Genomic DNA, 15,113 nt, shown 5'->3' with positions numbered 1-15,113 from the left:
ACCTGACAGGTCGTGTTAAATGTGAGGCGATCCAGACCTGTCAGGTCCAAGACGCCAGACTGATCGTGCAAGACTCAATGATGGACCTTACAGGTCTTCCTTTAGCTAAATAAATACTTAATATCATCCTCTGTCAATGACTTCACAAATCCCTCATCTTCGGAAATCAACTCTTCGGCTAATTGCTTCTTATGTTGTTGCAGTGAAATGATCTTTTCTTCGATGGTGTCTTTACAGATCATCTTATAGGCAAATACATTCTTCGTTTGACCAATGCGGTGCGTACGGTCAATAGCCTGTTGCTGCACGGCGGTATTCCACCAGGGATCGAAGAGGATCACATAGCTGGCTGCCGTCAGGTTCAACCCGGCATTACCTGCCTTCAGACTTATTAAAAATACATTGGTGGTATTATTCGGGTCCTGGAACTGATTTACCAGATCCTGCCGTTTTTCAGGCGGGGTTGACCCGTCGAGGTGATAATACGCAATGCCCTGCTCGCGGCAATTTGCTGCCAGCAGATCAAGCATACTGGTGAATTGGGAGAAGATCAGTACTTTATGATCTTTCAGGTTGTTTTGTAATTCATTCATCAGCAGATCGGTCTTCACCGAATCGTTGCAGGTTTGTTCTTCGCTGGGGAGCAGCAACGGTGAGTTACAGATCTGACGCAGCTTTAACATACCCTGCAACACTGCCAGTTTGCTTTTATTAAGACCTTCCTGCTCTATGTTCAGGAAGACACTTTGTCGAATACTGTCTTTTATTTCGTCGTACAGGCGTTTTTGCGCCATGCTCATTTCGCACCACATCACCATTTCGGTTTTAGCGGGCAGATCACTGGCTACCTGTTCTTTGGTACGGCGCAAAACAAATGGCGCTGTGATCCGTTGCAGGGTTTTGATCTTGTCGCTATCGCGGCGATGATCGATGGCATCGGCATATTCGCGCCGGAAAAATTCCCTGCTGCCAAAGATGCCCGGTAACAGAAAGTTCAATTGCGCATACAGATCAAAAGTGTTGTTCATAACCGGCGTACCACTCAGCGCTACGCGGAACCCGGATTGTAAACGCTCTACTGCTTTGGTGATCTGGGCAGCGGGGTTTTTGATGTTATGGCTTTCATCGAGTACTATAGTGCCGAAGCTGATGGAACACATTTCTTCAATATCCTGCCGAACGGTACCATAGCTGGTAATGATCACCTGGTAATCGCCCATGGCCGCATCCTGTATGGATCGGTTGCCGCCATGGTAGATCAGCACTTTTACATGCGGCGAAAATTTTTGCAACTCCTGCGACCAGTTATAGATAAGTGACGACGGACAAACGATCAAATGGCGTTGGGTAGCTTTTATATGCAGCTGGTGCGTAAGCACACTGATCGTTTGGAGTGTTTTACCCAAACCCATATCGTCTGCCAGGCAGGCGCCTGCACCGGCTTCAGCCAGTAATAACATCCACTCAAAACCTTTCTGTTGATACGGGCGTAATTTGGCCTGAATAACGGAGGGTACTTCATACACTGTTTCCCCATCCTTTTGCCACAGCTGCCATTTTTCCAACCAGGTATTGTGTAAGGTGGGTTTCAATACGGAGGAGCCATCGGCTGATTCTTCTTCGCTGAATGCCAGCCAGCGGGGCACCTGTATTTCCTGTCCGGATATTTTACCATGTCTGATGATGGTGCCATAGGTTTGCAGCCATTCATCGTTCAAGATCCCCAGCGAACCATCCTGTAAAAGAATGGCGCGTTGTCCGGCCTGTACGATCTTTTGTACTTCTGTCAGCGATACTTCTTCTTCGCCGAAAGAAATGATCATGTGCAGTACCAATGCGTCGGTAACTTCTTTTTTTATGGTAACGTCTGCTTGTACCTTATGCTGCGAATAGCGGAAGTGTTGCAGCATATCCATCCCGATCACCTGAATGTTCAGGTCGAGCAGTTTGTGATACACCTTCAGGAACCATTGTTTTTTCTGTGCTTCCTCAAAGGGGAGGTAATAGTAACCGTTTAATTGTTTGCTGAAATTGGGATGCAGGTCTTCCAGCAATTGCCACAGGGCTTTTTCATCCTGCTGGTTGCGATAAATGGCAAATGACTGGCCATTGCGGGTGATGTCGTAAGTTTCTTTCCAGGGCCCTTCAATGATAAAACCATCATAATCCCATTGCGGAGTTAATACCAGGAACGACTGACTGATCTCACTCAGCATCACCCGGTTTACGGGTGTGATGCGCAATTCATTTTTCTGGAACAGGTTATTGCGGTTAACCGGATAATCCGTTTCCAGTTTGGCCAGGATGTTTTCTCCCAGTTCGTTGGGCTGGTGGCTGTATTGATTCGGATCATTTTCTTTCAGCCATTCAAGCGTTTGGTAATCTTTAAAAGCAAGAATAAAATATTCATTACCGCTCAATAGCAGGAACTGCCAACGGCTGAATTCGCCGAGGCTATAGGGCGTTCCGTTTATTGAAATGATGGTGTTTAATTGAAGACCGGTACCGTTTTTCACCACCTCGAATTCGAGTTTTGGTTTAAAGGTGCTGAAGCTGCCCGGTGCTGTTTTAAAACTGCCTTTTTCGCCGGGTATTTTGTGGTACCATTTTACCAGGGTGGCAAATGGTTTCATTCTTTCCATATGTTCATGCAACCGGCGGCTGATGGCAGCTTTGGAATATACTTCATAGGAAACACCCGCGCGTTGCAGCGTGAATTTTTTCTGAACATCGTCTTTCAACAGGGCAACCTTCTCTTTTCCGAATATCAAAAGCACATCTTTCACTTCTTTGGGAAGTTTGGGAAAATTCTTGTTTAATTCGGAACTGTTCAACTCACTATTTACATATTTGGGAATACCTTTTTCTTTGGTGATCTGTAAACATTCCATCAGGTTATGATCGGACAATAAACGATGAGGCTGAAACAATAACACATTTTTCTGATCGCTCTTTGTTGTTGCCATTGCGCTAGATTACATTATAGAGAAATTGGCAAAAATAGGGGTCCAGGGTTAATTAGCTATAATAGTTTTTGCACAGCTGTGGATAGAAAAAGGGCAGAGGGCAGTGGGCAGAAGGCAGAAAGACCGCGACGCGGCCGCGAACGAACCGAAAACGAAGACCTAAGAACCCAATAACCAACGAACCCAATAACTTCAACTTAGCACCCAGGTGCAGGATCTTTCAACTTTCAACTTTAAACTTTCAACTTAAAACTTTAAACCGTAAACAAATTCCGAATGAGCTAAAAGTGTTACCTTTTCCAAAACGACTGCTATGCAAGTTTCATTCGATACCAGGGCTTCCGCTCAAACTGGCAGCACCTCATCCTCGGCTAATTTGTTCGGAATTTCATTGATTGCTGCCCTCGCCGGTTTTATTTTCGGGTTCGATACGGTGGTGATCTCTGGCGCCAATTTACCTATTAAAGAATTGTGGCACACTTCTCCCTGGTTTCATGGTTTTTTCATTATGTCCATGGCCTTATGGGGTACCGTAGTGGGCGCCCTGTTTGGGGGATTACCCACCCAAAAATACGGACGCAAGAAAGTGTTATTGTGGGTAGGTATTTTATTCAGTGTGTCGGCCCTGGGCTCAGCGCTGGCAACCGATCCTTATGTGTTTTCGATTTTTCGTTTTATTGGCGGATTGGGTATTGGTGTTTCATCTGTTGCCGCGCCAACCTATGTGTCTGAAATTTCTACACCGTCAACCAGAGGACGTCTGGTAGCTATGTACCAGTTCAATATTGTGTTTGGCATTCTGTTGGCCTTTCTTTCCAACTACTTTTTACAGGGCGTGGGCGGTAATAACGACTGGCGTTGGATGTTGGGCGTTATGGCCATACCATCACTGATCTATACGTTTATGGTGTTTGGCATTCCTGAAAGTCCACGCTGGCTGGTGGCGGTAAAACGGGATACGGCTACCGCCAGAAATGTAATGGCCCGGCTGGGTATGAACCGTATCGATGAAGAAATACAACTGATCACGGCCAGTGCCAATCATGAAGCGCATGCCAGTAATAATGACCAGCATTTTTTCAGCGGAAAGTATAAGACCATACTTTGGCTGGCATTTTTTGTAGCCTTCTTCAACCAGTGGTCGGGGATCAATTTTATTTTATACTATGCCCCGGAGATCCTAAGCAGAGCGGGACTTGCGGCGAAAGAATCATTATTCAATTCCATTGCTATTGGCGGCACCAATCTCCTCTTCACTTTTCTGGGTTTGTATCTTATAGACAGGTTGGGAAGAAAAACCTTATTGGTCATTGGTTCAGTAGGATATATTGTGAGTCTGGCTATGGTAGCCTGGTGTTTTTATGCGCAGGCCAGCGCGGGTTTGCTGATGGTGTTTTTACTGTTGTTTATTGCAGCACATGCCATCGGTCAGGGCGCGGTGATCTGGGTTTTTATTTCGGAGATCTTTCCTAACAAAGTACGCGCCATGGGTCAATCGTTTGGCGCCAGTGTACATTGGGTATTCGCTGCACTTATTACACTGATAACTCCGGTGTTCCTCGATGAAAAAGACGGTATCTTCAAAGACAATCCCTGGCCTATCTTTGGCTTTTTTGCTTTTATGATGGCGTTGCAGCTGGTATGGGTGTTGACAAAAGTTCCTGAAACAAAAGGCGTTTCGCTGGAAGAGCTGGAGAAGAAGCTGGTAAGAGAAGGGTAGAGCTAAAAGTTTAAAGTTTAAGGTTTAAAGTGTTAAGTTAACTCCCAAAAAGTTGATTTACAGATTGGCTTTGTCAGATTACAGGAAGTTTTGATTTTACAATCTCCCTTTGCACACAGGACATATTATTAATTAATTGAAAATTCTAACATAGGCAGCCCTGACAATGTAGCTTTATACTACCTTGTCGGGGTTTTTAACTTAATAACCTGCGAACTAATACACTAAAACAACTTATACATTGAACAAACTGTTATTACCCTTATCGTTTCTCATTTCCACCCTGGCGTTCTCCCAACCAAAAACATATACCGTTGCCAATGCCCATTCCCACAACGATTATGAGCAACCGGTACCGTTGTTAACGGCCTATAATGAAGCGTTCGGATCAATAGAAGCAGATATTTTCTGGTATAATGGTGAGTTGCTTGTGGCGCACAGCGAAAAGGAGCTGGCCTTGCACAGAACACTGGAAGAAATGTACCTGAAACCGCTGCAGACTTTTGTAGAAAAGAACAAAGGCCATATTTATGCGGATGATAAACGTCGTTTGCAGTTTATGATCGATCTGAAAACCGAAGGTGTAATTACCCTGAACAAACTGGTAGACCTGTTGCAGAAATACCCGGTACTCACTCAATGCGCATCGTTGCAGATTGCGATCAGTGGCAACCGGCCTGATGTGTCGGCTTATGCTACTTATCCTTCGTTTATTTGGTTCGATGGGGAGTTGCAGAAAGAATATCCGGCGGAAGCCCTTGCCCGCGTGGTAATGTTGAGCGCTGACCTGAAACATTACACCATGTGGAATGGAAAAGGCATCATTCCTGCTCCCCAATTGGATACGTTGCAAAAACTGGTGACTCATGCGCATGCGTTGAACAAACCGGTTCGTTTCTGGGGCGCGCCTGATTTTACCAATGCCTGGATCCAGTTGATGGGTTTGCAGGTTGATTATATCAATACTGATAATATAAAAGCACTGTCTGATTTTCTGCGGACAATGCCGGCCAATTCTCATAAAAACAAAACAGCATATAAGCCATATCAAGGCGGCGCTTAACATTCCAATAAGAAAATAAATCCCACCCGGCCGGCCCAGTTGTTTGTCCATTCGTTTGAAATGATTACTTTCGGATAGTTCAGGTACTTACTGCTATATCAACTTCAAACTGACATGCAACAACAAAAACGATTCCTGGCCCTCGATGTGTTCAGGGGCATGACCATTTGCTTCATGATCATTGTAAATACCTCGCCCGATGGGAACCATACCTATGCACCGCTGCTGCATGCCCAATGGCATGGTTTTACCCCTACCGACCTGGTCTTTCCTTCTTTTCTTTTTGCCGTAGGCAATGCCATGAGTTTTGTAATGCCCAAATGGGAGACCGCTTCCACGGCTTTTGTATTAACCAAAATTTTAAAACGAACACTCCTCATTTTTATACTGGGTTACCTGATGTACTGGTTCCCTTTTGTGCGGATGGATAAAACAACCCATGCGTACTACTTTTATCCATTCGAAAAAACGCGCGTTTTTGGCGTTTTACAACGTATTGCACTGGCGTATTGTTTTGCGTCGTTAATGATCTACTTCCTGAAATTCCGCACTACGGTCATCATTACAGCTGCCATTCTCTTATTGTACTGGCCGGTGTTGTATTTCTTTGGCGACACGGCCGATCCTTTGTCATTACACGGCAATGCTGTTTTAAAGCTCGATCTGTGGCTGATCGGTCCCGACCATTTGTACCATGGCGAAGGCGTTCCTTTTGACCCGGAAGGCTTTTTAAGCACGTTCCCGGCTATAGGGAATGTAGTGGCTGGTTTTTGGGTTGGTAAATTCCTGCAGCAAAAAGGCGGCACCTATGAAGCATTGACCAAATTGATGCTGGCTGGTTTTGCCCTGCTGGTGCTGGCACACTTCTGGAATTATTCTTTCCCCATCAATAAAAAGATCTGGACCAGCTCCTTTGTGCTCGAGACAGTAGGAATTGATTGTCTCCTCATTGCTGCAGTTGTTTACATTGCCGATATTCAGCAAAAAACATCCTGGACACCTTTCTTCCAGGTATTTGGCAGGAACCCGTTGTTCATTTACCTGTTGTCGGAAGTACTGGTCATTTTATGGAATGTATTCCGGCTGCCATCCGGCACCACCGTTTTCAGATGGATCTATGACAATATCTTTATTTATTGGGCCACACCTTACTTCGGCGCTTTTATACAGGCGATCTTGTATATGTTGCTTTGCTGGAGTGCTGGGTATTGGATGGATAAGAGGAAGATTTATGTGAGAGTGTGAAAAGGCAGAGGGCACTCACCACTCACGAACTCAACCCCGTTCTCTCCATAAAAGCATTGGTAAAAACCTTTTGCGTTACATCATCGAGCAACTTATGTCTTGCTGTAAGCCATTTGTTTACAGCGGCATCGCCATACATCTGGCGGATGCGCGCTTCAGTTAGGTTGAAGTTGATTTTGCCCCAGTGTAGGGTGTAAGGCAATCCGATTGCTTCAAACCGGTCCCACACGCTGCTGAAGAACTTGCGGCTGGTGGCCGATTCAACGCCGTCCATTTCCAGCACACAGGTCTTTTCGAATTTGGTAAAGCCCAGTGTGGCCTGCGTGCCTTTTACAAAACGCAGGGCAAGTGCTCCGGCAAATGGTGTATTCTTATTGATAGCCACAATTTCTTCAATGGCGCGACTGGCATTGGCTGTGTCGATGGCGATGGCAGCGCTGGCAGCTTTGCCCCTGAATTTGGTATTGGTGAAGATCTCGCCAATGGTGCCCGTGGCTTGTTCGTTGGATGCAAATGCCAATGGAAATAATTTGGTGACCAATGGTGGTATCAGCTTTTGGGTAAGCTTTCGACCTACATTGTCGAGAACGGTTTGGATCAGTCCAAGCAATTCATCGCCGTATTGAAATTTGCCTGCGGGCAGTGTGGGTTTGTCGTAAGTGGTCCGGTAAGCCGTTTTATACATGGCCCTTAGGAATACGCCTTTGTCAGTATCATTGACGGCAAAATGGTGCGGGTTCACTATAATTTCAAAATGATATAAACTACGGCCAGGGCTTTCGGGCGGGAAGGGGAGGAATTCATTGAGTGCTTCAAACTTCCATTCATTGATGGCCTGTTTCAGTTTGTCGTTAAAGGGAATGTTGGCCGAATTGTATTTCTCCAGCAGAAAAATAGGTTCCGTTTCCAGCAGCACGCCGTGGATAAAACCAAAGCTGCCAAAACTTACAACAGCTGCATTGAACAGATCGTCGTCACGAAACACTTCAGCGCCCAGCCAGTCGGTAAATGCGGGCGAGGCAACGGGATGCGATGCCCGTTCGAGCCATACATGCCGGTTAGGGCCGGTTACAAGGTGTAAACCCACAATAGCGTCATGTACGGCGCCTGCTTTAATGCCGGCCCCATGGGTACCGGTGGCGGTGGCCCCGGCAATGGTTTGTCCGTTACTGGCACCGGAAGCACGGAGGCAACGCATCCAGCCATTTTCTTCTTCCAGTTCCTTGTTCATTTGTAGAATACTCATGCCACATTGGGTAAAAACCAGGTCTTGTGCAGTTTTACCAGTGGCCAGGTATTGGCGTGATAAAAAACTATTACCCATGCTAAAGAACGTACGCAGCTCACGGGTATCAACCAGCCCGCCATTACAAACGGCCACGTCGCTGAAACTCCAGCCATTGCCGAGTGCCCGCAGGCGAACATTATTATCAATGGCATGTTGTATCAACCATTGAAAGTTTTTTGTAGTAGCGTGGTAATTTTTTTCCTGTTGGGAAAAATCGAATGGCAGCCGAAGATTAAAACTGGCATCTTTTGTTAGTGAAACCGTGAAGTTCTGGTGACCGTTTTGCCAGTCGGTAAGGGGAAGTGCCAATATGCCATCAGGTAGTGTCATGTGTTTAGTTGAAAAGTTGATAAGTTTACGCTCCACTAATTTCCCAAATGACCAGGTTGCGGATTAGGTGGCGCGCAACACCAGCTGACTTTCTGCGGTATTACAATTCCCAGGGTGATAACCGTTAATAACACATGCGCGGGCGTTGACTTTACTACTACTTTATTGAGGTGATTATACCGTTTGTCGCATTGAGGCCGGATGTCTTTCGACTGGATCAATCCCCAGCAGTAATGCCACACCGTAGTGTCTTTGTTAATGTTGGCAGCATCGGCGCAATCGTATTCGGTGATTATTTTGGTGCTGCTGCAGCCGGGAAGAAAGCAGATTGTTGCAGGTAAGAATGCTAAAATAGACAGGAACCATGTTTTGGTACTTGTGGCAGGCAATTGCATATGATTTATTTATTAGTGCGCGGGTAGGAGTGGGGGCCGGTAAAAAAGATTCCTCAAATCTAGGGGTTTGATACGGGCATACCAATACCACAAAGGGGGTAACGAAATTTAATGATGATTGTCAAAATATTCATTAACTACAAAACAGTATCAAACAGCATCTTATCATTTGTGTACAGAAATGTGTGAAAATTATGACAACCACTTTTGAGTAGTTGTATATCAAAATGCGTTTACTTTACAGGTCCGGGACAACTGCTCGTAAAAACAAGTAAGAAACGATTGTTCAACCCCAGGTTACACTGTTTGCTTTCGACCTGTCGAAAGCGGATGATAGCACAACAATAAATAGATCGGTATGCAAACTCTCTCTCCCCGCAAATATGTGCAAACAAAAGCACGCACATTACCCGTGAGTAAATGTATGGTGAATAAAGACTGGGAAGAAAGCCAGATCGCCAATGTTTCTGTAATGAGGAAACATACGAACGGGAATGTAACCATTGGTTTATATCGGGTAGATCTGTTGTGCCTCGGGGTAAAAGATACCGTATTTTTTTTCAATACATCAGAAGATGATTTCTTTGAGGAATACAGTCATGAGCTGACCGATTTCAAGGAAATAGATTATGCCCTCGCGCACAACATCATTTATGCCGGTCATGATTTCGCACTTGAGTTTGATATTCATCCCCATCACAACTTCGAAATTACCCGCTATATTCTGGAAGAAGACAATAATGCAGTACCGGTGATCGAGGTACCGTTAGGTACTGACGGATTGCCACATTTGATTGTGGAACGTTCCGGTCAATTTGCCGAAGTGCTGGCCAAGTTGAAACAATATGCCGGGGAAGGAAATTATTATTATACAATTGAGGAACCCGGTGTGCCACCGCGTTTACGGGAAGAAAATTCCGGTATCAACCTGCAGATAGACAATATTCCACCGGGTGAGGTAAGTTTGAGCAATGTGCAGAATATTCGCTCAGACGACATGTTGAATACTGAAAAGGTACAACAACGTTCCGTATTGGAGCAGATCACCATTCATGCGGAATTACTCACGCGTTTGTTACCACCCGAAATAAATACCTGCACCCCTGCAGAAGAAGTGATGTGGCACGAGATGTGGGATGAAATTGGCCATGGTTCTGAAGAACCCAATAATGTATTGGATGAACATTTTGAAGAGCACCTGGCAGTGGTAAAACAAACAGATGACCTGGCCGATCTGCTCGACCGCAACAACGAACAACTGATGCGGGAGTTTGAAAGCGGCATGGCGGCGCTGGCCAATAACCATTCGCACAATCCCCTGGTGCTGCAAACTATTTATGAACAAGGGGTGCTGCTCGATCTTCCTTCCTTATGCGAAGTATCCAAAAAGCATGCGGTCAAAATGTACAAATATTATCCGGTATTGAATTTTAGCCTGGCCCTGGGGGCGCTGATCCAACAGGAGCCTGATGATCGTTTTGCTACTATTTATGCAAACCAGGATATTCGCGAAGCAGTACCGGGGTATGAACAATACCATTCTTCAGAAGTGATCAATTTCTGGTTAACCCGCTTATGGGTTTGCCTGGAACAGAAAGATATAAAACGCGCCGTACAATATTATTTTATGCTGGTTGATGGTAAAGCCACCGGCTGGTTATTATTGCCGGTGCTGGAGAAGTATGTGGAGGTATTGTATCGTTTCAATAAAGCTTTAAAAGATCTGGAAGAAGATGACGCGGCGTAGGAATATGATCCATGTAATGAAAATTGACACTTATTCACGATAGATCTGCGATGAAATATTACCTGCGTCGCGTGAAAAAGATTAATGATTGTTTAAAACAACGTAATCCCAATTACCTGTATATTTGCATTATACAATAAACGCAACGACTGCCCGTTTAATAGCAATACTTGCCTAAGACATCCGCATAAATTCCTGAATCACTCCTTGCCAGTTTCTTGCCGCCGATAAATACACTCTTGCCAACTTAAATTATTTGCTTGCCCTGCATGCCATTTTGAAAAAGCAGCAATTATTAAATCAAAAAACTTAACCTATGGCACAAAAGGGCTTTCTTATCGACATGGATGGAGTAATTTACAGAGGCAGTGAACCTATTCCCGGCGCAGTGGAGTTTATCAATTCCCTGCGTGAAAAAGGGTATCCATTTTTATTCCTGACAAATAACAGTCAGCGTACACCCCGCGACGTGAGCTATAAATTGCGCAAACTAGGTTTTAACGTAACCGACGAAGATATATTTACCTGTGCTATGGCAACTGCCCGTTACCTGGCTTCCCGTAAAGAACACGGTACCGCTTATGTAATTGGTGAAGGTGGGTTGTTGACCGAGTTGCATAACGTAGGCTATTCTATTGTCGATGATCATCCGGATTATGTGATCATCGGTGAAGGCCGCACCATTATGCTGGAATCGGTTGATAAAGCTATTAACATGATCATGAACGGATCGAAGCTGATAGCCACCAACCTTGACCCTAACTGCCCTGTAGGCAACGGAAAATACCGGGCCGGTTGTGGCGCTTTTGTCGCCATGTTGGAATTTGCTACCGGTAAGCAGGCATTTAGTGTGGGCAAACCCAGTCCGGTAATGATGCGTATGGCTCGCAAGATCCTGCAGCTGTCAACCGACGAAACCATTATGATCGGCGATACCATGACCACTGATATCCTGGGTGCGGGCTCAATGGGCTTTACAACAGTTTTAACACTGTCGGGCGTTACGAAGGAGTCTGATCTTGATCAGTTTGGTTACGCCCCTGATTTCATTATAAAATCGGTAAAGGACCTGTTGGATGAAGAGTTGTTTTCGAAAGTGCTGTATAAGCAGCATGAGCCGATTTTAACAGTGGCTTAAAAAAATACGGTTTTTATCCAGTCCACAAATACTACATGTTTAAGAGGAGCGAGGCCCCGACTGCAACGTCGGGGTTTCTTTTTTTGTGCACAACCTGTATAAATCACAGACAATCACCGGCTGTTTTTTCTGTTTTTGCCGGTTTGTTTTTTGGTTTTAAATTGCCAACCCCACCCACCCTGAATCGTGCAGTTCAACTGTACAAATAATGAATAAATATATATTGGTTACAAAGCTCCTGGTTTGTATGCTAATGGTTTTGCCTGGTTTTAGCCAGGATAACCAATGGTTAAAAGGTACCTGGAATGGCGTGTATTTCGGCGAGAAAAGCAAACTCACCAAAACTTTCGATACCCGTTTGCAGATCACTAAAATGAGTGGTTCGCAGTTTGAAGGGATCGTGCAATGTATTCTGCCTTCAGATACCACCGTGCGATTACACACCCGCATTACCGGCCGCATCTACGACCACTACATCATGACCAAATTAAAGGAAGTACTTTACTTCAAAGACCCGCCCGGTCAGTATACCTGGGCCAAGCATTGTAATTTGTGCGACAGCATGAAGTACTCCTTTGAAAAGGAAGGGGACAGTGTAGTATTACAGGGGGAAAGAAGGTGTGATACGCTTTGTGACATTGTTGCCCGCTATTCAAAAAACATCGGGTCGCTGGTGTATAAACCTGCATTTCTATACGAACCTGATATCACGCCGCGTACCTTCACTGCCAAAACCACTGTTACCAGAACCGCCGGTACCAGCTTTTCATTCGCAAAACCTGTTTATAAAGATTCCATGGTAGGCCGCGATTACTTTGCCGGCCGGGCAGTGTCGGAAGCAACCCGTTACCACATAGATGCCGATTCAGCCGAAATCAGGTTTATGGATAATGGCATAGTCGATGGGGATACCATCAGCGTGTATTATAACGGGCAATTGCTGGTGCCTAAACTGTGTTTAAAAGAAAAGCCTTACATCGTAAAAATCCCTTTATTTCCCGGTTATCCCAACCGGTTGGTGATCTACGCTGAAAGCCTCGGTACCTTTCCACCCAATACGGCCTATGTGCGCATTATATATGGGAAGAAGGAGCAAAGTTTTCTGCTCAGCAGCACCATGTCGAAAAGCGGAAGCATTGAGTTGTACACTTCCCAGTAATATTATAATTGTTATACCTGCTGAAAATTTTGTAATAGGCCCCATACCTCTCTTCTGCCGACTTTTGCCGAATGAGAATTAATCCGTTCCTGCCCACTGTTATTTTAATCAGTGTAGCAACGACAGGCAAAGCACAAACCGATTCCACTGTTAAAACAACCAACCTCAAAGAAGTTACGGTAACCGGCCGCAAACCGCTGATAGAACAAAAGGCCGACAGACTGATTATAAACGTAGACGCCTTTATCAGTAACCGGCATGTTGATGGTAAACCTGAATAACCAGCTTAGCTTTAAAAAAGGGTGGAATGCAGAACTAAGTGGCACGTACAGGACCAAAGGAATAGATGGCCAGGTCACGAGACAACCGGTTGGCCAACTGCCTGCAGGCATTTCAAAACAGGTGCTGAAAGGCAAGGGGACCCTGAAAGCGGGCATACGGGATATCTTCTATACACAGAAATATACAATAGATTACAATTTCAAAAATACTTCGGTCCACTACAGGAACATCTTCGATACCAGGGTGGCCAATATCACCTTTACCTGGCGATTTGGTAAACCCTTGAAGATTACAAATAACCAGCGCAAAAAAGGCGGTGCCAGTGATGAGCTGAACAGGGTAGATGGATAGCCAGGTGTATCAGGGTTTTTGGTAAACATTCAATTCCCACAATCCCGGGACGCCTTTTATGAAGGTGATCTTAAAATAGCGGGCTGTTACGGCAAAATCATCGGTGTGCGGAGACTGGATCTGCACATCGCTGTGTCCGCCACAAAGTTTCCAGGTTTTTCCATTGGTAGAATATTCCAGCTTATAGGCATGCCCGGCAGTTGGCTTTACAAAATAAATTTCCAGCTTATTTATTTTTCGGGCATACCCCAGGTCTATACCGAAGACGGCCAGTGAATCGGTGGCAGCGGCCATCCAACGCGTACCATTCGATTGGTCGATGGCGTTTTGGGGTTCATAGGTTTCGGTCCTGTTTAAGGTGGAATCCTTGATGGGTTTAATTTTCAGATCGGGCAGTGAACTGCTTGCCCTTGCTCTTCTGATGGGGATGGATATGAGCTCGCTTTTTGCCGGTTTCAGCGCACCTACTCCTTCCCGGGTCAATACAACAGGTTTAATAGTACCGTCGTCATTAAAGATTAAGTTATCAACCCATACCTGGCGGTTGGTGCTGCCCCGGCCAAATTCCAGGTAAGCGAAATAATAATTGTCCGTTCCTTTTACATTGAATACCGAACCATGTCCGGGTCCATAGATTCCCTGGGTATGATCGGTAGTGGCAATAATATCATTCTCCGGAAATTCAAATGGTCCCAATGGCGATATTTTGCTGTAGATATAGGCATACTGATAATTCTCATGGCCCGATAAAGTATACAGATAGTAATAAATACCTTTCCGTTTAAATAGAAAGGGGCCTTCAGAATACCCGCTGCGTTTGGTATCGATCACTACATAAGAATCGGGGGTAACCATATCATCGTGCAGCCTTGCTGCGCCGCGTTGCGCCCAAACCATATAAGCTTTGCCATCATCGTCTATGAATACTTCCGCATCTATACCCTTGGTGCCTTTGGGGCCTTTCAGAGGCACCATTGGTTTAGGCGCTGTGGGACCCGCAAAAGTATCGGCGCCATTCAAAACATGAAACGGACCGGCAGGGGAGGCCGCCACTGCTGCATATATATTCGTATTGATGGTAGGATAGAGGTAATACCTGTTTTTTACTTTTGTAACTGTGCTTGGCGCCCAGTATAATTGTCCAACCGCTGCCGGAAAGAACGTGCCTTTAAAATGCCAGTTAACAAAGTCTGTTGATGTCCATACAACCGGTGGCCCTGAAGTGGCCAGTCCCTGGTTATAGCCGTCGGTAGTGGCATAGCAATAAAAGGTATCGTTGATTTGAACAATGCTGGGGTCGGCTAACAGATCGGGTATAATAGGATTGCCGGACCGTTGTGCACGTGAGATCGTTGAATGAAAAAAGGTAATGGCTATTACCCAGGCAAGTGTTCTCATTATGTTGATTATGTGGGTCATTAATCCATTG

General features: G+C 45.3%; 12 protein-coding genes. 8 read left to right on the top strand and 4 right to left on the bottom strand.

Annotated elements, in window-relative coordinates:
• Positions 1-101: 101 nt before the first annotated feature.
• The gene (locus BMX95_RS12695) at positions 102-2,966 is read right to left on the bottom strand and encodes a DEAD/DEAH box helicase (RefSeq protein ID WP_081204839.1); all 2,865 of its coding nucleotides are present in this window, start codon (positions 2,964-2,966) and stop codon (positions 102-104) included.
• A 313-nt stretch (positions 2,967-3,279) separates the two neighbouring features.
• Between BMX95_RS12695 and BMX95_RS12690 the strand changes: the two genes are divergently transcribed.
• From BMX95_RS12690 to BMX95_RS12680, 3 genes are all read left to right on the top strand, one after another.
• Positions 3,280-4,686, top strand: coding sequence for a sugar porter family MFS transporter (locus tag BMX95_RS12690; RefSeq protein ID WP_081204840.1), 1,407 nt, complete (start codon positions 3,280-3,282; stop codon positions 4,684-4,686).
• A 241-nt stretch (positions 4,687-4,927) separates the two neighbouring features.
• Positions 4,928-5,749 carry a phosphatidylinositol-specific phospholipase C/glycerophosphodiester phosphodiesterase family protein gene (locus BMX95_RS12685; protein WP_165759128.1) on the top strand — a complete coding sequence of 274 codons (822 nt, stop codon included), beginning with the start codon at positions 4,928-4,930 and terminating at the stop codon, positions 5,747-5,749.
• Positions 5,750-5,863: 114 nt separating this feature from the next.
• Complete coding sequence (locus tag BMX95_RS12680; RefSeq protein ID WP_081204841.1) at positions 5,864-6,994, top strand: acyltransferase family protein; 1,131 nt, start codon at positions 5,864-5,866, stop codon at positions 6,992-6,994.
• 22 nt (positions 6,995-7,016) lie between these two features.
• On the opposite strand, the gene BMX95_RS12675 is transcribed toward BMX95_RS12680, so the two are convergent.
• Both BMX95_RS12675 and BMX95_RS12670 read right to left on the bottom strand, forming a co-directional pair.
• Entirely contained in the window at positions 7,017-8,612 is a 1,596-nt protein-coding gene (locus tag BMX95_RS12675; protein ID WP_081204842.1) for an FAD-binding protein, read from the bottom strand.
• A 35-nt stretch (positions 8,613-8,647) separates the two neighbouring features.
• Positions 8,648-9,007: a hypothetical protein gene (locus BMX95_RS12670; RefSeq protein WP_081204843.1), complete on the bottom strand. Its 360-nt coding sequence runs from the start codon at positions 9,005-9,007 to the stop codon at positions 8,648-8,650.
• A gap of 358 nt (positions 9,008-9,365) precedes the next feature.
• Here BMX95_RS12670 and BMX95_RS12665 point away from each other — a divergent pair, with 358 nt between their 5' ends.
• From BMX95_RS12665 to BMX95_RS12645, 5 genes are all read left to right on the top strand, one after another.
• The gene (locus BMX95_RS12665; protein ID WP_133054099.1) at positions 9,366-10,754 is read left to right on the top strand and encodes a hypothetical protein; all 1,389 of its coding nucleotides are present in this window, start codon (positions 9,366-9,368) and stop codon (positions 10,752-10,754) included.
• A 316-nt stretch (positions 10,755-11,070) separates the two neighbouring features.
• Entirely contained in the window at positions 11,071-11,892 is an 822-nt protein-coding gene (locus tag BMX95_RS12660; protein WP_081204845.1) for an HAD-IIA family hydrolase, read from the top strand.
• A 208-nt stretch (positions 11,893-12,100) separates the two neighbouring features.
• Positions 12,101-13,051 (top strand): hypothetical protein, encoded by a 951-nt coding sequence (locus BMX95_RS12655; protein ID WP_133054100.1) that lies wholly within the window; start codon positions 12,101-12,103, stop codon positions 13,049-13,051.
• A gap of 71 nt (positions 13,052-13,122) precedes the next feature.
• A complete protein-coding gene (locus BMX95_RS12650) occupies positions 13,123-13,332 on the top strand; it encodes a hypothetical protein (RefSeq protein ID WP_081204847.1) in 210 nt (69 codons plus the stop codon).
• The gene (locus BMX95_RS12645) at positions 13,310-13,684 is read left to right on the top strand and encodes an outer membrane beta-barrel protein (protein ID WP_081204848.1); all 375 of its coding nucleotides are present in this window, start codon (positions 13,310-13,312) and stop codon (positions 13,682-13,684) included. Before BMX95_RS12650 ends, BMX95_RS12645 begins: the two co-directional genes overlap by 23 nt.
• Before the next feature lie 9 nt (positions 13,685-13,693).
• Here BMX95_RS12645 and BMX95_RS12640 read toward each other — a convergent pair whose 3' ends face one another.
• The gene (locus tag BMX95_RS12640) at positions 13,694-15,082 is read right to left on the bottom strand and encodes a family 43 glycosylhydrolase (RefSeq protein ID WP_081204936.1); all 1,389 of its coding nucleotides are present in this window, start codon (positions 15,080-15,082) and stop codon (positions 13,694-13,696) included.
• Positions 15,083-15,113 lie beyond the last annotated feature (31 nt).

It is taken from the genome of Niastella yeongjuensis (genome assembly GCF_900110245.1).
Taxonomy (GTDB): Bacteria; Bacteroidota; Bacteroidia; order Chitinophagales; family Chitinophagaceae; genus Niastella; species Niastella yeongjuensis.
This window is presented reverse-complemented; position numbering and strand designations above follow the sequence as displayed.